Source organism: Streptomyces sp. NPDC048295 (assembly GCF_040652135.1).
GTDB lineage: Bacteria > Actinomycetota > Actinomycetes > Streptomycetales > Streptomycetaceae > Streptomyces.
This window is the reverse complement of sequence record NZ_JBEZLL010000034.1, coordinates 1-20597: the sequence shown is the minus strand read 5'-3', so window position 1 is coordinate 20597 and position 20597 is coordinate 1. Positions and strand designations below refer to the sequence as shown.

At 68.6% G+C, this 20597-nt stretch carries 20 protein-coding genes and 2 pseudogenes; 7 read left to right on the top strand and 15 right to left on the bottom strand.

Features of this window, described 5'->3' with window-relative positions; genetic code table 11:
- Positions 1 to 190: 190 nt before the first annotated feature.
- From AB0D53_RS35725 to AB0D53_RS35685, 9 genes are all read right to left on the bottom strand, one after another.
- On the bottom strand, positions 191 to 1576 hold the full coding sequence (locus AB0D53_RS35725; RefSeq protein ID WP_362453487.1) for a hypothetical protein: 1386 nt from the start codon (positions 1574 to 1576) through the stop codon (positions 191 to 193).
- A 152-nt stretch (positions 1577 to 1728) separates the two neighbouring features.
- A complete protein-coding gene (locus AB0D53_RS35720; protein WP_362453486.1) occupies positions 1729 to 2130 on the bottom strand; it encodes a RidA family protein in 402 nt (133 codons plus the stop codon).
- 14 nt (positions 2131 to 2144) lie between these two features.
- Positions 2145 to 3722, bottom strand: coding sequence for an aldehyde dehydrogenase family protein (locus AB0D53_RS35715; RefSeq protein WP_362453485.1), 1578 nt, complete (start codon positions 3720 to 3722; stop codon positions 2145 to 2147).
- A gap of 66 nt (positions 3723 to 3788) precedes the next feature.
- Positions 3789 to 4211, bottom strand: coding sequence for a cupin domain-containing protein (locus AB0D53_RS35710; protein WP_362453483.1), 423 nt, complete (start codon positions 4209 to 4211; stop codon positions 3789 to 3791).
- Positions 4212 to 4215: 4 nt separating this feature from the next.
- On the bottom strand, positions 4216 to 5016 hold the full coding sequence (locus AB0D53_RS35705) for a dimethylmenaquinone methyltransferase (RefSeq protein WP_362453481.1): 801 nt from the start codon (positions 5014 to 5016) through the stop codon (positions 4216 to 4218).
- On the bottom strand, positions 5013 to 5948 hold the full coding sequence (locus tag AB0D53_RS35700; protein WP_362453480.1) for a VOC family protein: 936 nt from the start codon (positions 5946 to 5948) through the stop codon (positions 5013 to 5015). The genes AB0D53_RS35705 and AB0D53_RS35700 overlap by 4 nt, the downstream gene beginning before the upstream one ends.
- Before the next feature lie 267 nt (positions 5949 to 6215).
- Positions 6216 to 7784, bottom strand: coding sequence for a 4-hydroxyphenylacetate 3-hydroxylase N-terminal domain-containing protein (locus AB0D53_RS35695; RefSeq protein ID WP_362453478.1), 1569 nt, complete (start codon positions 7782 to 7784; stop codon positions 6216 to 6218).
- A gap of 513 nt (positions 7785 to 8297) precedes the next feature.
- Positions 8298 to 9203 (bottom strand): LysR family transcriptional regulator, encoded by a 906-nt coding sequence (locus AB0D53_RS35690; RefSeq protein WP_362453477.1) that lies wholly within the window; start codon positions 9201 to 9203, stop codon positions 8298 to 8300.
- 166 nt (positions 9204 to 9369) lie between these two features.
- Positions 9370 to 9579, bottom strand: coding sequence for a hypothetical protein (locus tag AB0D53_RS35685; protein ID WP_362453476.1), 210 nt, complete (start codon positions 9577 to 9579; stop codon positions 9370 to 9372).
- A 259-nt stretch (positions 9580 to 9838) separates the two neighbouring features.
- Here AB0D53_RS35685 and AB0D53_RS35680 point away from each other — a divergent pair, with 259 nt between their 5' ends.
- Positions 9839 to 10732: an aminoglycoside phosphotransferase family protein gene (locus AB0D53_RS35680; RefSeq protein ID WP_362453475.1), complete on the top strand. Its 894-nt coding sequence runs from the start codon at positions 9839 to 9841 to the stop codon at positions 10730 to 10732.
- Positions 10733 to 11030: 298 nt separating this feature from the next.
- Here the strand turns inward: AB0D53_RS35680 and AB0D53_RS35675 are convergent, their stop codons facing one another.
- The 3 genes from AB0D53_RS35675 to AB0D53_RS35665 all read right to left on the bottom strand — a co-directional run bounded on the left by AB0D53_RS35675 (position 11031) and on the right by AB0D53_RS35665 (position 13359).
- Positions 11031 to 11261, bottom strand: coding sequence for a hypothetical protein (locus AB0D53_RS35675; protein ID WP_362453474.1), 231 nt, complete (start codon positions 11259 to 11261; stop codon positions 11031 to 11033).
- An 89-nt stretch (positions 11262 to 11350) separates the two neighbouring features.
- On the bottom strand, positions 11351 to 11599 hold the full coding sequence (locus tag AB0D53_RS35670) for a hypothetical protein (RefSeq protein WP_362453473.1): 249 nt from the start codon (positions 11597 to 11599) through the stop codon (positions 11351 to 11353).
- Positions 11596 to 13359 (bottom strand): MOSC and FAD-binding oxidoreductase domain-containing protein, encoded by a 1764-nt coding sequence (locus tag AB0D53_RS35665; protein WP_362453471.1) that lies wholly within the window; start codon positions 13357 to 13359, stop codon positions 11596 to 11598. The genes AB0D53_RS35670 and AB0D53_RS35665 overlap by 4 nt, the downstream gene beginning before the upstream one ends.
- A gap of 202 nt (positions 13360 to 13561) precedes the next feature.
- Here AB0D53_RS35665 and AB0D53_RS35660 point away from each other — a divergent pair.
- The 3 genes and pseudogenes from AB0D53_RS35660 to AB0D53_RS35650 form a co-directional block, all read left to right on the top strand.
- Positions 13562 to 14036, top strand: a pseudogene (locus AB0D53_RS35660) (Tn3 family transposase); the annotation flags it as partial.
- Positions 14037 to 14422: 386 nt separating this feature from the next.
- Positions 14423 to 15949, top strand: coding sequence for a hypothetical protein (locus tag AB0D53_RS35655; protein WP_362453469.1), 1527 nt, complete (start codon positions 14423 to 14425; stop codon positions 15947 to 15949).
- Positions 15950 to 16423: 474 nt separating this feature from the next.
- Positions 16424 to 16945 (top strand): hypothetical protein, encoded by a 522-nt coding sequence (locus AB0D53_RS35650; RefSeq protein ID WP_362453468.1) that lies wholly within the window; start codon positions 16424 to 16426, stop codon positions 16943 to 16945.
- Between the two features lie 128 nt (positions 16946 to 17073).
- Here AB0D53_RS35650 and AB0D53_RS35645 read toward each other — a convergent pair whose 3' ends face one another.
- A complete protein-coding gene (locus AB0D53_RS35645) occupies positions 17074 to 17973 on the bottom strand; it encodes an NAD-dependent protein deacetylase (protein WP_362453467.1) in 900 nt (299 codons plus the stop codon).
- Between the two features lie 438 nt (positions 17974 to 18411).
- Here AB0D53_RS35645 and AB0D53_RS35640 point away from each other — a divergent pair, with 438 nt between their 5' ends.
- On the top strand, positions 18412 to 18897 hold the full coding sequence (locus AB0D53_RS35640) for a hypothetical protein (protein WP_362453466.1): 486 nt from the start codon (positions 18412 to 18414) through the stop codon (positions 18895 to 18897).
- On the opposite strand, the gene AB0D53_RS35635 is transcribed toward AB0D53_RS35640, so the two are convergent.
- Complete coding sequence (locus AB0D53_RS35635; RefSeq protein ID WP_362453465.1) at positions 18874 to 19098, bottom strand: hypothetical protein; 225 nt, start codon at positions 19096 to 19098, stop codon at positions 18874 to 18876. The two genes, AB0D53_RS35640 and AB0D53_RS35635, sit on opposite strands and share 24 nt — an antisense overlap.
- On the opposite strand from AB0D53_RS35635, the pseudogene AB0D53_RS35630 reads away from it, so the two are divergent.
- Positions 19067 to 19294 (top strand): annotated as a pseudogene (locus tag AB0D53_RS35630) (hypothetical protein); the annotation flags it as partial. The gene AB0D53_RS35635 and the pseudogene AB0D53_RS35630 sit on opposite strands and share 32 nt — an antisense overlap.
- 165 nt (positions 19295 to 19459) lie before the next feature.
- Positions 19460 to 19654: a hypothetical protein gene (locus AB0D53_RS35625; RefSeq protein WP_362453464.1), complete on the top strand. Its 195-nt coding sequence runs from the start codon at positions 19460 to 19462 to the stop codon at positions 19652 to 19654.
- A 101-nt stretch (positions 19655 to 19755) separates the two neighbouring features.
- Here the strand turns inward: AB0D53_RS35625 and AB0D53_RS35620 are convergent, their stop codons facing one another.
- Positions 19756 to 20214 carry a hypothetical protein gene (locus tag AB0D53_RS35620; RefSeq protein WP_362453463.1) on the bottom strand — a complete coding sequence of 153 codons (459 nt, stop codon included), beginning with the start codon at positions 20212 to 20214 and terminating at the stop codon, positions 19756 to 19758.
- Positions 20215 to 20597 lie beyond the last annotated feature (383 nt).

The following is a 20597-nucleotide window of genomic DNA, read 5'->3' as shown; positions in this document are numbered from 1 at the left end:
GATGAGTCGCGGGGTCCCGTGTACGGGGCCGGAGCGGGTGGGGAGCGTGGGGAGTGAAGGTCGGGAAAGGGAGTGTCGGCCGTGTGCGCCGGACGGACAGGGCCGGAGGGGAGGGACATGGGCCGGCAAGGTGGGCGGAGGCCGGCGGCGGCCGCGTGAGGTGCGTTCGGACGCGGCCGCCGCCCCGGTTTCAGAGGGCTTCTTCGACGGCGTCCTCGCTGGCGGCGAAGGAGGTACCGGTGCCCTCGGGCAGCCAGGTCCGCAGCAGCGGGTAGAGGAGGAGTGCCGAGGCGAACGACACCAGGAAGCCGAGGGCGAAGACGTCCGTGGCCATCAGGACCATGCCGACGGAGGCGGACACGACCAGCGTGATGACTCCGGCCCAGTTCCACTTCTCCACCCGGTGGGTGCGTCTGTCGTACCGCGCCCTGCGCACCAGGTAGTAATCGGCGATCATCACGCCGCACATGCCGAGGGTCATGGCGCCGAGGTAGGCGAGGTAGGTGGAGAACTTCTCCAGGATTCCGGCGCCGATCATCACCAGGGCGATGAGGTTTCCGACGACCACCATCGCCGCTCTGCCCGGCTTCTTGTCGGTGAGGGCGTTGACCAGGTTGACCAGCGAGAGCGAGCCGGAGTAGGCGTTGATGGCCTGTGCCTTGGCCTGGGCCGCGTAGATGGTGACGAAGCCCATCCAGGCGGCGAAGATCACGAAGAAGGCGCCGGTGTTCTGCATGACGAGGTCGCTGCCGGCCGCGCCTGCCGCCTCCGCGGTCATGCTCCCGTCGTGGTCCATGAGGTACGTGACGACATCGGGCATGCCGCCGATGACGACGAGCGATCCCAGGACGGTCATCAGGACGTTCTGGGTGATCGGACCTGCCGCGGCCAGAATCGTGACGTCGCGGCGGGTCCGGCAGTAGCGGGCGAAGTCCGTCGTGACGAGGGCGATGGTTCCGGCCGTCGCGCCCATGACCGATGTCGCGGCCTCGAACTTCGGCCACAGGCCGCCGGGTACGACCCCCGCGTAGCGGAACACGTTCATCGGGTCGGCGCCCTCGATCACATAGATATGAATGATCATGTAGATCGTGACGAGGAGCGTGACCGCCGTCAGTACTCCGGACGCGCGCAGTGCGAGCTTGAGCCCGAAGATGGCGAGCCCGATCCACAACAGGGTCATGAGCCCGTAGAGCAGGATGCGGATCGCCCAGGAGTCGGGCAGGTCGAACATCAGCAGTGTGCCCTGGTAGAGCAGGGCTGACTCCATGGCCAGGAAGCCGAGGATCATGAACGCGAAGATGGCCGAGCCGATCGACGATCCCCGCAGGCCGAACCCGAAGAACCGGGAGGTGATCGTGCTGGACATGCCGGTCTCGAAGGCCATCCGTCCGAGTGCCTTGCCGAGGAAGACCCCCAAGGCCGCGACGAGCGCACCGACGATCAGTCCCACGGTGAAACCGGCGAGGACGACGGTGAAGCCGGCGATGGCGAAGACGACGAGCGCGGTGGCGACGCTGACCGGGCTGAGAGCGAGCTGGTAGCCGCTTCGGCGCTCGGCCGCCGGAACGCTCACCAGGGCATGGTCCTCGGCTGCGGCGGACAGCGCCGAGTCGGTGGGCCCTGGGGGATTCGTTGTTGATGACGACACTGTTCCTACCCATCGGAGAAGAGAGGGCGTCCGCGGCGCGTTCCGCAGGGGAACGCGCCGGGCGTCGCCGTGTTCGGTCAGTCCTTGCTGCAGCCCGCGATTGCGATGGCCTCGATCTCGACCAGGATTTCCGGCTTGGCCAGGGCGGCGACCTGAACCAGCGAGCAGGCCGGGAAGTTACCGGTGAAGAACTCCTCGCGGGCCTTCCACACCTGGGCGTTGTCACTCATGTGCGTGACGAAGATGGTCATCTTGACGACGTCGTCCATGACGCCGCCGGCCGCCTCGACCAGGTCCTTGATCTTCTGGAAGACGACCCTGGACTGCTCGTGGGCGGTGTCGCCGACGAGGGTTTCCCCGTCCTTGCCGCGCGCGGTCATGCCGGAGATCAGGATCAGGTCGTCGACGCGGAGGCAGTTCGACCACGTCTTGTCCGCCGGCTCACGTACGGCGTCGGAGAAGAATCGTTCCTTCTTCATGGTTTCGTCGGTCCTCACAGGTCGATCCGGCTGTCCCAGGCGGACGTTCCGCCCCAGTTCACGCACACGCTCTGGCGGCGCATGAATCCCTGCCACGCGGTGGAACCGGCGGTACGGCCGCCGCCGGTTTCCTTCTCCCCGCCGAACGCGGCGCCGACGTCGGCACCCGTGGTGCCCATGTTCACGCGCACGATGCCGCAGTCGCTGCCCCGGGCGGAGAGGAAGGTCTCGATGTGGTTGAGGTCGGTGCTGTGCATGCCCGAGGCCAGACCCTGGGCCACGCCGTTGTGGATCTCGATGGCCTCGTCGAGGTCGTCGTAGACCAGCACGGAGACGATCGGGACGAAGGTCTCGGACTGGGCGATCTCGAAGTGCGGCTCCACACCCGTGACGATCGCCGGTTCCACGTACAGCCCCGGCCGGTCCATGACCCGGCCGCCGTGCACCACGGTGGCCCCGTCGAGCTCGGCGCGGGCGAGGACGCTGCGGTAGTCCTCCACCGCCTGCGCGTCGATCAGCGGGCCGACGACGGTGTCCGGATCCCTCGGGTCCCCGATGGTGATCTGGTCGAAGGACTTCTTCATCAGCTCCACGAGCTCGTCGGCGATGCTCCGGTGGGCGATGACCCGGCGGGTGCTGGTGCAGCGCTGGCCGGTGGTGCCGACCACGCCGAACGTCAGCGCCTTCGCCGCGAGTTCGAGGTCGGCGGTTTCGTCGACGATGCAGCCGTTGTTGCCCGAGCACTCCAGCTGGTACCGGCGCCCCAGCGTCGATCCGACGATCTCGGCCACCTTGCGTCCGACGCCCGTGGAGCCGGTGAAGGAGATCATCGCGACCCGGGTGTCGGCGATCAGCCGCTCGGCGACGGAGTTGTCGGCGGGGATGAACAGGGAGAAGACGCCCTCGCACCCCATCTCCGCCGCCGCCTGGTTGACCAGCTTCTGCACCGCGATGGCGGTGAGCGGCACCTTGGGGCTCGGCTTCCAGATCACGGTGTTGCCGGCGATCGCGGAGAGGAACCCGTTCTGCGCCCATACGGCAGCCGGGAAGTTGTACGCGCTGATCAGCCCGATCACGCCCAGCGGCAGCCACTGGTCGTACATGCGGTGCTCGGCGCGCTGCGACTGCTGGGTGAAGCCGTACATCATCCGCGCCTGGCCGGCGGCCAGCGTGGACATGTCGACGGCCTCGCGCAGCTCGCCCTTGGCCTCCATCGTCGACTTGCCGGTGTCGAGAGAGACGACAGCTGCCAGGCCGTCGATGTTCTCCTCGATCAACTGGCCGATCCGGCGCACGAACTCACCGCGGCGCGGCGCCGGAACCATGCGCCACTTCTTCTGCGTCTCGACGGCGGCGGCGACGATCCGCTCGTAGTCCTCGGCGTCGGAAGCGGCGATCCGTCCCACGAGCTTTCCGTCGGCGGGGCAGACCGCCTCGATGACCGGACGCTCCTCGACGGCGCCCCAGCCGAGGGCGTCCGCGTAGGTGCCGGAATGCACCTGGTCCAGGCCGAACGCGGCCAGCACCTTCCCGGTGTCGAACAGGGCTCCGGCCCTACCGGCCGTGCCGTTGGTGTTGTTGGTCTCGGTCATCGTCACTTTTCCTCACTCCCCGCAGATGGCGCGGTTCCGGCGAACTCCTGGCTGCGCTTGGGCACCTCAGTCCTTCGCAAGGAAGTCCCCGATCGTCTCGTCGGTGTGGTACTCGGGCTTCTCGTAGTAATGCGGGCCGTCGTAGATCTCGATCAGCACGCTGCGCTCGTGGGCGAGCGTCGGGCCGTGGGGGTGGTCCTTCGGGTTCATGTAGAACGAACCGGGGCGCAGCCGCAGACCGGAGTCGGTGTACTCGTAGTCGCCTTCGAGGCAGTACATGAACTGGTTCGAGGCGTGCGTGTGCCTGGTCGGGATCGTGCCGCCCTTCTCGTACTCCAGGAGCGCGATGCTGGCGCCGGTCCCGGGGTTCTTGAAGAGGAAGTACTGGCGGAACCCGTAGTCGGGGTAGTCGATCCAGTTCGCGTCGTCGAGGTCTGCGGCGTGGATCAGGACTTCGAGCGATTTCATGGTCGTGGGATCTGTGTTCACCGTTTCACTCCAAACCCGGGCGGTTCGATGCCACCCATGTGTCGTATTCCTGGCGGCTTTCCGGCGTGGCGGGGAACAGCCCGAAGAGGGACCGCCCGCGTCGGATCTCAAGAGCCGCGAACTCTTCGTACGCGGCGGCATCGGCGGCCAGGGCCGCCACTTCCGCGGTCAGACGGCGAGGGATCACCGCGACCCCGTCGTCGTCGCCCAGCACCACGTCGCCGGGGTAGACCGCCACTCCACCGCAGCCGATCGGCTCGTCCAGCGCGACCGGGTGCAGGGCGATCGGCGTCGCGGCGGGCGCGTTGCCCCGGTGGAAGCAGGGCAGCCCGGTCTCGGCGATGGCGCCGGAGTCCCGGTAGCCGCCGTCCGTGACCACACCGGACACACCGCGCCGCTGGAGCCGCGCCGCCATCATGTCGCCCATGGACGCCCCAGCCCTGGAGCCGAACGCGTCGATCACGAGCACCGAGCCGGAGGGGCATTCCTCGATCGCGCGCCGGTGCAGGTTCTCGCTGCCGGCGTAGTTGGCGAGGGTGTCCAGGTCCTCGCGCGCCGGGATGAACCGCAGCGTGCTGGCCGGCCCGACCATCGGCGCTCCGCCCCTGATCAGGGGCCGGACTCCGGTCATCAGGACGTTGCGCAGGCCGTGCCGGAGCAGCATGTTGGCGACGGTGGACGAGCCGGCCCGCGCCAACTGCTCGCGGACGGTCGGTGACAGCGGCTCGTGAATCGGCCGCGGCAGCGGTTCGCCGGACGCCGCCGGTACTGGTTCGGCGTGCTCCGTGCGCCTCTCGCCGCTCACTGGAAGAACTCCAGCGGCGGACGGTTTCCCCACTGCGTGGTGTCGCTGGCGGTGCCGTTGAACCTTCCCGGCCGGTGACTGCCGTCCACGGTGTCGCCGTCGGTGTAGTGCTCGATACGGAAGCCGAACGGGTCCTTCCAGTAGTCGAAGATCTGGCTTCCGAGCAGATGGCGGCCGACCCCGACGTCCAGGCTGTAGCCCTGCTGGAGGAGGTAGTCGTGCGAGGACATGACCGCGTCCATGTCGGTGACTTCGAACGCGCTGTGGTGCACGCCCACCCAGTCGGACTGGAGCACGAGCATGAAGTGGTGGTCCACCAGCTGCTCACCCAGGTCGAGCCGGACGAAGGTGCCGACGACGGGACCGTCCTGGTCCGGCGGCAGGAAGTAGTCGGAAGGCAGGAAGTTGAAGCGCTCGTTCAGCCAGGTCATCGACGCGTCGTGGTCCTTCACGTGGAGCACGAAGTGGCCGAGCCGGGCGATGGTGCAGGGTGCGACGGGCTGACGGACGAAGGAGTTCACCCGGTTCTTGTCCCGGATGTTGTTCATCACGAACGGTTCACGGTCCGCGATCGGCTCGGCCTTGTCCCGGTTCCAGATCGCCCGGATCTCGATGCCGTCCGGCATGGTCATCGAGACGATCTGGCCGCCTCCGGGCTCCGTCGACTCGGTGATCGGGGAGGACCCCGGTCTGGCGGAGAGTTCGACCAGGTCCTGGTGTGTGGCGACCTCGATCGAGGCGCCGACGAAGCGCTGCCTGGCGGCTTTGCGGGTGACGTGGATGTGGTGCTGGGTTCCGGTTCCCCGCATGTACAGCGTCTGGTCGTCGCTGCCCTCGGCCCTGGTCATGCCGAACGCGGTGAGGAACTTCTCCATCACCTGGAGATCAGGCGCCTCGTAGGTGACTTGGGCAGCATCGATTGCCGTGGCCACGGATCCTCCTGTGGTGGGTGGGAGCGCGATGCCGCGCTCGGTTCATCGCCGATGGACTGGGCCGTGTCGTCGAACTGTCGTCTGCTGCGCGACGCCCGGCGTGCACGCTCCTCGCACGGCTGGGGGCGCTCCCGTCGGTCTGGTACGGGCGCGATTCTCTGCCTCGCGTCCGCACGCGCCGGATGCCGCACAGCCCGGCCTCCTGCCGAACGGCTGCGGTTCGACGGCACGGCCCGGTGGGCTCCCCGGCCGGGGGCCCACGGGCGGTCAGCGCTTCTTGAGGATGCTGACGTCGTCCGGTCCGACGAGGTCCGGCACGGTCCAGCCGTCCAGGTCGTACTCGTCCATGGCGCTCTGGGCGAAGTCCTTGCAGTAATCGAGGAGCCCGCTGCCCCGCGCGCCGAAGAGATTGGTCTGCCGGGTCACGTCGTTGCTGCCGATGTAGTTGATCTCGTACAGCTCGTGACGGGCCCCGAACTCGGTGCCGATGGAGTCCCACAGCATCTTCATGACCTTGACGCGCTCCTCGGCGTCGATGCCGCCGGTGCCGCGCACGTAGGTGTCCAAATAGCCGCGGATCTCGGGGGTCTTGAAGTCGTCGGCGTGCGAGTTGAGGTAGATCAGCCCGCTGGCCACGACCTGCTCGATGATGTTCTTGATCTTCGGCATGGCCAGCTGGTTCATCACCCGGTACGCACCGGCGAACTGCGGATCGGGCTGGATCATGCCGCCCTTCCACGGCACCGCGCTCTTCGCCATCGCGTCCGACAGCGCCCAGAACGTGTTGCGCCAGGCGATGACCTCGCCGAGCTGCGACATGACGCCGTGGAACTGGCCGGCCCCCGTGACGTCCAGGGCGCGGGCCAGCATGCCGACCAGGAAGTCCATCTTGACGGCGAAGCGGGTGCAGCCGTGCAGGGAGGCGCGTTCCAGGTAACCCGAGTGAATGTTGTACTTGTTCGCCTGCTCCAGGTCGTTGTAGATGAACGCGTTCTCCCAGGGGACGAACACGTCGTCGAGGACCAGAATGGCGTCGTTCTCGTCCAGCCGGCTGGACAGCGGGTAGTCGAACGGGCTGCCCAGCACGGCGGCCCGGTACTCGTTGGACGTACGGCAGAGCAGTTTCACACCGGGGGAGTTCGTCGGCATGATGAACACCGGCGAGAAGGCCGGGTCCTGCACGGCGACCTGGCCGACGTGGCCGACGAAGGTGTAGTGGGTCAGGGCCGAGCCCGTGGCAACCACCTTGGCGCCGGTGACGTAGAAGCCCGCGTCGGTCTCCCGGGTGACCCGGATGAACACGTCCTTGCCCGCGTCGGCGCCGAGACCGCGGTCGACCGGCGGGTTCATGATCGCGTGGTTGATGTACCAGGTCTTCTGCTGGGCCTTGCGGTACCAGTTGCGCGCGTTGTCCTCGAAGCCGCGGTAGAACTCCGCGTTGGCGCCCAGGGTGCCGAGGAAGCAGCCCTTGTAGTCGGGCGAGCGGCCCATCCAGCCCCAGGCGATCTTCTGCCACTCGGCGATCGCGTCGCGCGAGGCCACCTGCTCCTCGACGGTCTTCGGCGCCTGGTAGAAGCGGTGGGTGAAACCGCCGTCCTCGGTGGGCGCGGTGAGGATGTCCTTGCGTGCCGGGTCGTGCAGCGCGTCGTACATGCGGGCGATCATGCGGGCCGAGTTGCGGAACGCGGGATGCTCGGCGACATTCTCGACGCGCTCGCCGTAGATCCAGACCTCGCGCCCGTCGTTCAGGCTCTCCAGATACTCGGAACCGGTAAAGGGGACGTTTTCACGGCCGGTCAGACCGGATGGCGACTGATTTGCATTCTCCGTGCTCATGGAACGAAAACCCCATCTTCTCCCCGACGGCAATGGTGCACGCCGGATTCAGATCTTGCGCGATCAGCTGCCCGCGAAAAGGGAGTTGAGTCGCCGATCCGAAGTTTCCTGCGGCTTCGAATTGCCGGAAGGCTTCCACGGGGGTTAGTCACGGGCAATAGGAACCGGGAGCGGGTGAGGGGCGCGAGGGTGGCGGCGGACGAGCCGGACACCAGTCGGTGAACGGCAGGCAAAGTGCCCCTGAACTGGCATTTCCTGCTCCGATGGGCAGGGCGAGGGGTGGCCGGGACAACCCCGGAAGTGAGGCACGTCACAGGAAATTCATCTCGTTGCGCGAGATGAGCCATCGCTTTTTCCCGCGTGACCCATACCCGACGCAACGGAGGGGGCCATAGTTTTATGTATGGCTCCCTTTCGGCGGGGTGTCCTCGCGTAGGACGCGCCTTCGCACAACGCCGCGTCCGCCGTACGGCTCCGCTCACGGCCCCGGCGGGGTTCGTGTACCACCCCTACTCATGACCTGAGTGCACGCCGGTGCTCGGCGACGACGCGGGTCGCCTCCATCCAGTGCCGCATCAGCGGGCTGATCTCGGCGTCCCGCCGCCACAGCAGCGTGGCCTGCATCGGGGCGAGCCAGCGCGGGGGATCGAGAAGGGCCACCGCGTCCGTCCTGCCCGCGATCCGCTGGGTGACGGGGGCCACGCCGAGCCCCGCGGCGACGAAGGCGACGGCGGTCTGCGGCGTGGAGACCTCCAGTACCTCGAAGGTCTCGTCACCCACGAGTGCGTTCTCGACGACCTCGGGCATTCCCACGAACGCGGGAATGCGATAGGGGATGATCCAGCGCCCCCACCCTTTTCCGCCGGGGTGGTCCTCGCGCGCTCGATACCGGGGAACGGCGAGTTTGATGTCGATCCCCAAGATGGGGTAGGAGTCGCAGAAATCGGTAACGAAGCCGGCGAACTGGCTGAGGCCGAAGGGAATGCACCCCATGTCCAGCCGGCCGTCCCGAATTCCCTGCACGATGAGGTCGGGAGTGACGTCGGTCAGGCTGACTCGGGCACCAGGGGCCTGGTCGAGGAACTCGGCCAGCACGTCGGCGACGATCTCGTTGATGACCATGGGCTCCACGCCGATACGCAGGTCCCCGACCGCGCCCTGGCCCATCAGCTTCAGCGTCTCCACGGCACGGTCCCGGTCGGCCACCAGACGTTCGCCCTTGGACAGCAGGTAGAGCCCGGCCTGGGTGGGGTGGACGCCCTTCGCCGTGCGTTCGAGGAGGCGTACCCCGAGCTCGCCCTCCAGCTTCGCAACGGCGTGGCTCACCGGCGGCTGCGTCATGTTGAGGTTCTTGGCGGCCTGCGAAACCGAACCGGCCTCCACGACGGCCCTGAAATACTCGATCTGACGAAAGTCCACGCCTTTTGACCTTCCATGGCCCCCGACCTGTGCCGACACGCAGAGGTTAGCCCTGGGCCGGTGTCCTGTGCCGGAGATCCGCTGGCGGAAGCGGGCGAGGGAGTCGAGGATCTCCTCAGCCGTCTTGGTCCAGAAGTGGTATTGGTTCTTCGTTGCACTCCGTGACTCACTCATGAATGACGGCTTCCAGGGAACGCATGCTTCTGCGGGGGCCGCCGCGGACCTTTTGGTCGGCGAGGAAGCCGAACCACCGCTCCACCTGGGTGATCCAGGACGAACCGATCGGTGTGAAGTGCAGCGTGTGGTGGGCGATCGGCCTGGCCGCGACCAGAACACCAACCCGTCCAGCCGGGCGGTTGGGAAGCGCCGATGCCACTTGCGGACCGTGTTCGCCGCTACACGAAATTCCCGCGTCACCACGACAATCGGCGGAACGTCAGAGTCTGCACACGCCGGTGCGATCCGCCCATGCATTGCCATTGCCTGCGCAGATGCTGTCCGCCGGGCCGCTTCCGTTGGCGACAGTCGGACCACCCCACTCCGCAGGTCCCGGAATGCTCCGATTTCCCGACCGTCGAGAGGGCCGGCGCGCCGTCGAGGGGCCACATGACCGAGGGAGCGGCAGACTGGGCCGTATGAAACGACTATTGGTGGACGTGGAGAGCGTAACTACGCGGCTGGTGCGTCGATTTGGTCCGCAGGTTGCTCAATGGTGCGCTGACACTCCGTACCTGATTGCACGCTTGACGTCCCGTTGGAATCTTTCCCTCGGTGAATCCCTCCCGGATGGTGCTTCGTCGATCACGTTGCGGTGCCAATGGCCCGACGGCACGCCCGCGGTGCTGAAGCTCAGTCCGGATCGGGCCCTTCTGGCTGAGCAGGCAGGCATGCTGGGGTGGTTCGCTGCCTCGGGCCGGGTGCCCTCTGTACTGGCCGTCGACGAGGACGCGGGCGCAATGGTGTTGGAAGCGGTCGTGCCCGGAACGCCGGCGGAGGACATGCCTGCTGCTTCGCTTTCCGGGCAGTGGTCGGCTCTGCTCGCCGCATTGCACGGGGTCGCTCCGCCTCCGCGGCCGCGTGTGCTGCGCGGCCGGTGCGAGGAGGCCTTCGCTCGTGTGGGCAGGCGGCTGTCCGAGCCTGCGATCAGTGCACGTATCGACGTCACCACGTGGAGCAGGGCCATCCAGCGGTGCGAGCGGCTGCTGGACACGCAAGCGACAACCGTGTTGCTCCACGGTGACCTGCACCTGGGCAACGTGCTCGACGGTGGCGCGGGGCGCGGTCTGATGGCCATCGACCCAAAGGCATGTGTGGGTGATCCGTGCTTCGACGCCGTGGACTACGTCCTGGCCGGCGCCGGGCTGGAAGGCGTCGAGACCCGCTGCGCGCGCGTGGCGGCGGCCTGCGGGCTCGATGACGACCGCCTCCACGCCTGGAGTCAGGTGATCGCCCCGTTCGCGGCCATCGCCCACCTCGGAAACGGTGGTGAGGAGCCGGTGATCGATGAACTGCTCGCGTTGACCCGATGAGAACACCTGACATTCCCCAACACCTCGTGCCCCGCGCGCTGCTCAGCCCCCCGAGGTACAGGACAAGACCCGGCTTGGTGGCCCATCCTGTCCCGCGTCTCGCTCAGGTACGGCCAGGTGAGGTTCTGGCCGACCAGGTTCCGCGTGCCGGTGTGCGCGGTGCGCAGAGGCACCATCACCGCCACCAGCAGCCGCGTCCGCGGGCCAGACAGCGGGGTGTTGTCGGCCGCGTGAGCGAGGACGGCCCGTGCATGCCTTCACAACGGCGGGCAGAGGCCCGACCGCCGGATCGACGCCCTCACTGCGGCCGGCCGCCGCCGGATCCTTCCTCGGCCAGTCGTCGCGGTGGGTGGTGGGCGTTGAGGTCGCTGGGGTTGGGCAGCGCCCACACCCGGGTGGCGGCCAGGGGCAGGGGCCGGGGGCCGACCACGGCGTGGGGTGCGTCGAAGACGACGCGGCAGGCGGTGATGCCGAGCACGGCGAGCCACGCCGGGCGTCGTCGCCGGACGCCGGCGGCGGGCCTGGTCACCAGGCTGGTGATGCGGATGCCGATGCCGATGCCGATGCCGAGGGGGAGCAGTTCGTGCTCGTCGGTGGCGGTGAGGCGGCGGGGGTGAATCAGGCCTGGTGCAGGGCGGGCCGCAGCCGGCTGCCGGGGTTGGCGAAGTGCAGTCCGGCGGCGGAGGCCAGTCCCGGGTTGATACCGCTCAGGAACAGGGCGAGGTAGTCGGCGATGAGGTCGGGGAGGTCGGCCGTGCGGGAGGGGCCGTGTTCGGCGCGGGTGAAGCGTGTGCGCCGGAGGGCGGGGTTGTCCGTTGTCGACAAGGTCTGGCCCTTCAGCGGGTCGGGATGGCGCGCCGGGTTCACAGGTCGAGTGTCACATCGCCGTCGGGTCGGGAGCAGCAGATCAGGATGTCGCCGGTCGTGGGCGGTTCGACCGGATCGGGGTCGTACGTGACCGCTCCGGAAAGCAGCCCGGACTCGCAGGTGTGGCAGACCCCGGTGCGGCACGACCAGCGGACGGGGACGTCGCAGGCCTCGGCGAACTCCAGCAGGCTGCCGTGGCCGTCGTGCCAGGGCACGCTGAGCCCGCTGCGGGCGAAGGACACCAGGGGGCCGGTGCCGGGTGGGCCCTGCGGCGCGTGCGGCGGGCGGGAGGGCCCGGCGGCGATGCCGGGCGTGAGGGAGGCCCCGGCGCCGAAGACCTCCGTGCGCACCCGTTCGGCGGGCAGGCCGAGCGATTCCAGGGCGGCTCGTACGTCGTCCATGAAGGAGGACGGCCCGCACACGTAGGCCTGGGTCGTGTCCGGGAACGCCAGCTCGGCGAGGGTGTCCCGGTTCAGGTGCCCGCGGTCGGTGTAGTCCGTTCCGAGCCGGTCCTGCGCGGCCGGGTGGCTGTAGCACACCCGCGAGCGGGCTGCGGGGAGCCGTTCCAACAGCTGGGCGGCCTCCCCGGCGAAGGCGTGCTCGCGGCCGTCGCGTGCCGCGTGGACCCACCACACCTGGCGTGCGGAGCTCGCGTCGGCCAGCGCGTGGAGCATGGCGAGCACGGGTGTGGCGCCCACGCCTGCGGACGCCAGGAGCACGGGTCCGTCCTCCTCGGCCCGCAAGGTGAACGCCCCGCGCGGAGCGGCGGCTTCAAGGGTGTCGCCGGCCTTGGTGCGGTTGTGCAGCCAGGTGCTGGCCGCTCCGTGCGGTTCCCGCTTGACGCTGATGCGGTACTCGGGTGCTCCGGGCCGCCCCGACAGCGAGTAGGAGCGCACCGGTCCGGACGACTCGTCCCCTTCGGCGGGCAGACGCAGCGTCAGGTACTGGCCGGGCAGCGCCGTGGGCAATGGTGCGCCGTCGGGGTCGGCCAGGTGGAAGGAGGTGATCGTCCGGCTCTCCGGGGTGGTGGCGGTCACGCGCAGCGCGCGGAATCCGGGCCAGGCCGGCGGCGGGGACACGCTGTTGCGCTGCAGCCCGGGATTGCCGGAGGCCGACTCGCTCTGGTCGAGCATCGAGTTGAACGACTCCCGCCAGCCGGGGCTCAGGGCGGCGAGGTCCCGTGCGGCCCTGATGCGCTCGCGTGGCGGCCCGGGAAGGTAGAGCAGGGCGTCGACCTCGGCGACGGTCAGGCGCCCGGGTCCGTCCGCGATCTTCACGATTTCCTGGCCGGCGGCGACGTCGCCCTCCTCGACGACGCGGAAGTAGAAGCCCGGCCGTTTGTGTGCAACGAGCAGCGCGGCCATGCGCGGTTCGTCCATCCGGATCCCGACGCGGTAGCACGTGACGCGGGGCTGGCTCACCTCGAACACGGCGCCGCCGATGCGGTAGCGGTCGCCGATGCACACGTCGCCGTCCGCGAGGCCCTCCACGGTGAAGTTCTCGCCGAACTGGCCGTGGACGAAGTCGTTGCGTCCCAGTTCCTTTGCCCAGTATCGGTAGGAGTCGAGCTGGTACACCATGACGGCCCGCATCTCCCCGCCGTGGCCGGCGGTGTCGCCCTGGCCGTCACCGTCGAGGTTCAGGCGCCGGGCCGTCACCGGCCCCGCGACGGGTGCCTTCCAGATACCGGTGTGAACGGTGCGTCCACGCCAGGTGACATCACGCGGCAGCCCGACGTTGACGGACACCAGCACAGCCATGAACCGCACCTCGCATCTCGGCACCGCCCCCGGCGGATCGTAGAACGGACACGGGGCCCGGACGTGGCACCGATCGAGGGCGCGGTTGACCTGCCCCCGTTCGGAGCAGTCGGCGTCGGACCCCGGGATGCGGTGTCGCGGCAGGTCGCCTCACGCGTGCGGGGCTTCACGGGCGGTGGCCCGGACCGCCGGCCCCGGGGGGCACGCCTGGACGGGGTTCCTGGACGCCTTCGCGCACTTGGGCGACGGCCGTACCCACATGAAGCACCTAACCACTCCGGTCGTCGCCCTGCTTGTGAGCGAGGCATGCACCATCGGCATGACCTCGGTCATCAGCCCGAATCCATGAGGCGCTCACCCGGGTCCGGCTCGTCCACGTCGACCAAGTACTACCTGCGCGCCGACACCGTCGCCGCGGCGAACGCCGCACTGATCGACGCCCAGGCCCGGGTACCGATCGTGCAGCACTGGGGCAGGGGACTGCTTGCCTCCGTCGACGACCTGCACTTCCTCGTCCCCGGCCGCACCATCAACGCCGCCCCCGGTCCCAAGTACTCCACGAAGAGGAGCAGATGGCGGTGCCTGGTACTCCGTGCGACTCCCCGTTCATCCTGGACGCCCTGCTGAACCTGGACGGCGGGGTGAAGCCGGAGACGGTCACCACCGACAACTCCTCCTCCGAGTGCCACCAGATCCGCAACGAGAACGCGGCCCGGCTGTCTCCGTCCAAGCACAAGAACTTCAACGTCCCGGGGCGCTACAGCTTCATCGCAACGCAGTTGGCAGGCGGCTCTCCCGGTGCCCGCTGCGGGACCCGGACGCGGCCGTGCTCGATGACGACGAGGAGGCCTGACAGGCACCTGGAGGCGACCAGGGCGTCGATCAGCGTGGGCCGTCGCCCTGGTCAGCCGCTTCGCAGCCGTGGTCACCGCTGTGACCGAACGCTTCTGCTGGCGGGCTTCGCCACCTGAAGCGCTCAGAACGTGGTCGTATGCCGGCAGCGGCTCGTGGACGTCGAAATCCAGTGACCGTTCGACTGCGGTTCGGGGCAGGATGTCTCGCTGTGAACCATGTACTGTGCGGCCTCGCCGTCAATGAGTCTCTGCCATTCGAGCTGGTTGCGCGCCTGATGGCAATCGCGGACGCGGACATCGCCGACTGCCTCGCCGGCCGCGCCGACCTCAGCCGCGAGCAGGCGGTCGACCTGGCCACGCGAGTCGAGGAAAGCGCTGTACGACTTGCGTACGAGGGCCGGCTGACCGCTGCCGACATCAACCCTCTCACTCAGCCGCAGGCCGCGCTCGCCTTGCTCGACGAGTGTTCCGGTGACCCGGAGTGGGCGCGGCTCTTCGCCCAGGACCCCGACGCCGGGCGCCGGGAGAAGCTGGCCGCCTGCCCCGGACTTCCGGCCGATGTGAGAGAGACGCTCGCCGCCGACCCGGACGTACGGGTCGTCGCGGAACTCGCGTTGTGGGCCACGGCGGACCTGGCGGCCCGTCTTGCGCGCCATCCGCATGCCGAGGTCCGCCGCGCGGTAGCGGCCAATGAAGCGACACCACCGCAGGTCCTGGCCATGCTGATCACCGGAGAGGGGCTGCCACCGGCAGAGCGGTGCCTGGTCTGCGACGACGAGGAGACGCCCTACACACACGATTCGTACTGTCCGCGGTTTGACTGCGACCTGCGGTCCGGTACCTCATGCGCTGGCGCACACGAGTCCACCATCCACGAGATGACGGAGCAGGCGCTGCGGAATCCCGCCACACCGGTCGAGGCTCTGCTCGGGTTCGCCGACCACCCTTCGGCGCTGCTGCGCTGCCAGCTCGCTGCCCGCTCCGACCTGCCGCCGGAGACAGCGGCGCGGCTCGCTGGTGACCCTGCTCCCGGTGTTCGAGCCGAACTCGCGGAGAACCCGGCGATCGACGACGCACTGATCCGAGTGCTGGCGGCCGACCGCGGTCACGACGTGCAGCGCAGACTGGCGCACAACCCCCGCGTGCCGCTCGACGTGCTTTTCGACTTGGCCGCTGCAACCAAGATCGGCTCGGCCCTACTGCCGCGGATCACCTCCGCTTCTCCTTCCGAGATCGAGTGCTTGTCCAGGTCGTCGAGTTCGGTGGTTCGCATGCTCCTGGCCGAACGGCCCGATCTGCCGGCCGAGATCCGCAATGTGTTGGCCGACGACCCCGACGCGAAGGTGGTCAAATCCATCGCGCGGCATCCGGGCCTCTCGGAGACCCAACTGCGGTCCATGGTCGAACGCCACGGAGTCCGAGTCGTCGCCAAGGTGGCTGCCAACCCGGAGACTCCATCCACCCTGCTGGACGCCCTGACCAGACACCTACCGCCTGTTCGGAAGGCGCTGCGCGAGATCGCTCGGCACCGCAACGCGACCGGCCCAGCACTGCTCGCTTGTTTGACGGACAGGCAGGCACGGCGGGTGGCTGCCGGGCATCCGGCCCTGCCGCCAGAAGTCGTCGTCGAACTGCTCGCCGACGATGACTGGCAAGTGGCGCGAGCCGCTGCCGCCAATCCGTCGCTGCCGGCGGCCGTAATGGTGGAACTGGTACTTGGGCTCAACGGGGCATAGGCCCGGCGCAGCGCGCCAGTGCCCAGCCAAACTGGTCACCCGACGGACACAGAAAGGAAAGCCGGACATGGATCGCCACCCATAACTCCGGCCGCGCATGGAAGCAGGGCCCTGTGCTTGCCGTCGTATCCGCGCCCTGTGCCGAGCGGCCGGTACGCATCGGGTACACGAGGACGTCGACCGCGCGGCGGGAGCCGGAGAGCCGGCTCGAAGTCCTTCGTGTGGCTCCGCGATGGGCCTTCGGCCTTCGGGCCCGGAGGCATCGACGGACCACGGATGAGGGGCTTGAGCACCGGCTTCACCTGGGTCGGAAGAGCTCTCCGTACCGTGGATGTGGCAGCTCGGTGTCTTGGTAGGCCGGACGAAAGCGTGCTGGACGGGCCGGCACGTGATCGACACTCGGCGCCGACGGTACAGCTTTGTTCTCGAAGCCCATCTGGTGCTGCCGTCACGGGATGGGCCAAGCTGGCCCGCATGGACTGGTTGCCACTGCTCTCCACCCTGGCCGGGGCCGCGATCGGCATCGTCGCCACTCTCGTCGCCGACCGGAATCGGTGGAAGCACGAGGACGGCAAAGAAGCCCTGCGGCTGCGGCTCGACATCTACACGCAGTACACCACCACTGTGAAGATCCTCGGCGAGGCCCTGCGGTCTCTGGCCGAGCGGGAGCATCCTTCCGACGGCGAGCGGGCGCTCGCGCTGCGCGAGGCCTTTCGGGATTCAGGCATAGGCACCGCGTCGGAACGGATGTGGCTCATCGCGCCCCAACCCGTCGTCCAGGCATCCAACAGCGTTTTCCACTGCCTGCGACGCATCTGCGACGGCTACATCGACGGCACTGCCGTCAGCAGCCCGGAGGATCGCGCCCGCTGGGAGGCACGCGGCATAGCAGCCGCCAGGATGCGCAAGCTCATGCGCGAAGATCTCGGCTTCGGCCCACTCACCGAACGCCACAGCCCCCTCCTCGACGACCAGAACAACCCCGCCGCGCACTGACCGGGACCGTGGCACCTACAACATGAGGTGGCACACCGAGGGCTTTGCCTCTCCACACCGCCTCGCATCGCCGAGACGGGCCGACGCGGTCGAGTCCCGGCGTCATCCCGCCACCGGAACGACCTTGCTCAGTCCACTGTCCGATCCTCGACGGGGATGCCCAGGCGCTCGGCCACGGTGGTCAGAACCGTGCCCAGCGGGAGCGCGACCCGGGTGAGGGCATGCGCGTCACCCCGGGTCGGGTCCCGGTTCACGATCAGTACTGGTGTACCGGCCCGGGCCGCCTGACGGACGAACCGGAGGCCGGACATCACCGTCAGCGAGGAGCCCAGGACCAGCAGCGAGGCCGCCGCGTGCACCAGCTCGCGACAGTGCTCGACCCGCTGCGGGGGAACCGACTCGCCGAAGAACACCACATCCGGTTTCAGGATGCCGCCGCAGATCGTGCACGGCACCACGTGAAAGTCTCCGACCTGTTCGTCGGTGAGGTCGGCGTCGCCATCCGGGTTGATTCCGGTGGCCACCGGCGCGAAGCCGGCATTGGCCTCCTCCAGCCGCCGGGCCAGTTCACGCCGCGTACTGCGAGCACCGCAGGAAAGACAGACGACCCGGCCCAGGCTCCCGTGGAGCTCCACGACGCCCTCGCTGCCGGCGGCCTGGTGCAGGCCGTCGACGTTCTGCGTGATCATCCCGGAGAGCAGACCGTGCTGCCCGAACGCGGCCACGGCCCGGTGCCCGACGTTGGGCCGTGCGCGGCCGAAGACGCGCCAGCCGAGGTGGCTGCGCGCCCAGTACCGGCGCCGGGCCTGGGGGCTCGCGATGAAGTCCTGGTAGGTCATCGGGGTGTGCCGGCGGAGGCTGCCGCCCTCGCCCCGGTAATCGGGGATGCCCGACTGTGTGGAGATGCCCGCCCCGCTGAGCACCAGCACACCGCCGGCGCTCAGTGCATCGATGACCGATCCGGGATCCGTGGTGCCCGGCGGCAGATCCTCGGGAGGCGTCCAGTGCAGAGTGGGGCGCATACGCATGCTGCCAGGGTACGGAGCCGGCTGCCTCCAGTGCGTGAGTCGGCTCGGGTGGCCGGTCGTGGCGTGGCGGTAGAAGCCTTCTGCAGCATGTGGAAGGTCTTGCCGGTGGGGGAGGGGCGTGCGGTGGCGGCGTGTGCGCAGGTCGGCGGCAGCGCGCCCGGCGGCTTCCTCCGCGAGTACGGCCCGGACGACTTCGGCGGGTCCCAGCGCCGGGCTTTGGCAACCGGGACGGTCTGGGGCGGGGGCCCGGCGGCTGTGCGGGAGCTTGAGCTTGCGTGTCAGCGCGATTGTCTCGTCCCGGGCGGCGCCGGAGGTCGCGGCGGCCGCGGACGCCGGGGCCCGGGTTTCGAGGACGCGGGAGGGACGGGGTGCTGCTGGCGTCGTTCACGGGCAGGGTCTTCCTGATCGGCGCGGACAGCCCTCGGCTAGGCTGCCGAGATGTTGGAAAAGGCGGGTGCTGAGGTTCTGGCCGAGCGCGAGCGCATCGCGGCCCGGGTGCGGGACGAACTAGTGGCCGCCGGCTTGCCGGTCGTGGCGTCGGGGCTGGATCCGGCGCTGTCACAAGGCGTTGAGGTCAACGTCGACCCGTTCGACGACGACGCCGGCGGGGTGTCGGTGGGCTGGAGGTCCAGCCCGCGGCTGGAGAGTTGTGTGGTGCGTGCGGTGAAGCTCAACCTGCTGGACGATCCGGCGTTCGAGCATCAGCGGGTGGTGCTGGAGGCGATGCTTGCGGCAATCACCGCGATCCTGGTCTCGGCCGGGTTCACGGTGCGCGACAGCCTCAACGACTACGCGCCGTTCACTCTGGAGGTGCCGGCCGGCCCCGGTGGCAGTCCGTCGTGGGGGTTGCGCGAGGAAGAGCTGACCGTGCCGGGCCAGCCGGCCGGTGCCGACGGGGCCTCAGCCGTCGGATCCGAATCCTGACCAGGCCGAGCCGCGCGGTTGCAGGCTGTGTTGTTGCTCGCCGGGCCCGGTCGGCTCGGAGTCGTTGTGCTCGACCTGGTGGACCGGCATTGCCATCACGTCGCCTTCGGTGAACCGCTCGACGGTCGCCGCGGTGCCCAACGCTCGATCGACCGCGTCGATGCCGTAACTGGCCCACCCAGCGGAGTTCGGCGCGTTCACGCTTTTTCGTCGTCGCGTGGGAGGGCGCACGGCGGTCGCCCGCGGAGGCGTGGTGGTCGCCGAGCTCTTGGACCCTGCCGAGGCGCACTGGCTCCAAGAACAGGCCCGCAATGTCCGCCAAGGCTTCATGGATCCGAAGCAGAAGGCGGCGTTCGAGGAGTTCCTCGCTCGACAGCCATCCCTTGACGAGCGGTGATGTGTCGATTCATTCTTCGGCCGCGTTTTGTGATACTCGATCATCAGGAGTCATCCGGCTGCGCGAGCCTCCTCGCAGCGGTGCAGCAGCCCCGCGGTACCCGCTGCGGGGATCTGGGCGTGCTCCCAACGCTGGGTCGGGGTGCCGGGTACGGTCAGGTGCTCGATGCTGCCGAGACTTGCTGCGGGCCCTCAGGTGCCGGGCGGCACCCCTCGCCAGATCGCCAGACGTGACCGCACCACAGAAGTGGTGCCAGAACGACCGAAGAGCATCGAAGGCACCCGCGCCAAGCTGAAACGCCTGGTCGAACTCGACATCCTTATCGAGATCGACACTGATAGCTTCGCCAGGAAGCAGTAACCACCCGAATAGCGCGACGTCTGCCCTGACTCAGCTCCACCCGAGAATGACGAACCCCACGAACCGTCTCCTGACAGGTCGCATAAGACAGGTGCCGAGCGTCACTGTGCACCGCTCGATGGCGATCGAAAGCTGCTCACGATCCGGTGCGCGTACTGATCGTCCGGGCCGAGGTTCTGGGCCGTTCGATGGGCCTCTTGGGCCCGACTCGTCTCACACAGCAGCCGAACAAGAATGTACAGAACACCATGATCACCGTCTTTGGCACGGTTGCGCAGCGCCGCCTCCATTCCCCGCTCGCGAAGAGATCTGTTGAGGCTCCTACGTGCGTGGACATCCGTGAGCGCGCGCTGTGTGAACTCCGAGAGCCGTTCCGCACGAGCGAGAAGATCCATGTGCCACAGATGGTTGTCGTGCCTGTCGGGATCGGGGGAACAGCACTCGGCGTGTGCGCTTACCAACGCGATGGCTGTAACCCAATCCCGGAGCTGTTCCGCTGCCCGGGCCTGCTCGAACCGCTCCACAGGACGAGTATCGTCCAGCACTGTTTCGTACAGCATCGTGGGAGCCGTCGCCGACGGACGTTCGCCAGGATCCCGCACCCTCGGCCTGTCGAATGCCTTCAGCGCGACCTCTGAAAGATTCCCCGATGCCTGTCCCGTCCACCCGCGGCCGGTCTGCGATGGGCCGATGTCGCCACAGCGCTGCGCACCCGCCTGGAAGGCGCCCTCGGCGCTCCCGACACCCGCCATCAGCCCTCGAGCCGCCACCGCGCGCCTCACCGCACTCACCGGCCACTGGCACCGCAGCGCCCCAAACCTGCACTCTCGGAGCCTCGGAGTGCGCGCCTAGGGCCATTCGTTTGGATCATGCGCGGAACAGGGGGTGGACTCGGGTGAGGACACTGCTCGTTTGAGGCGCTGGGACGATCGCGAGGCGCCGG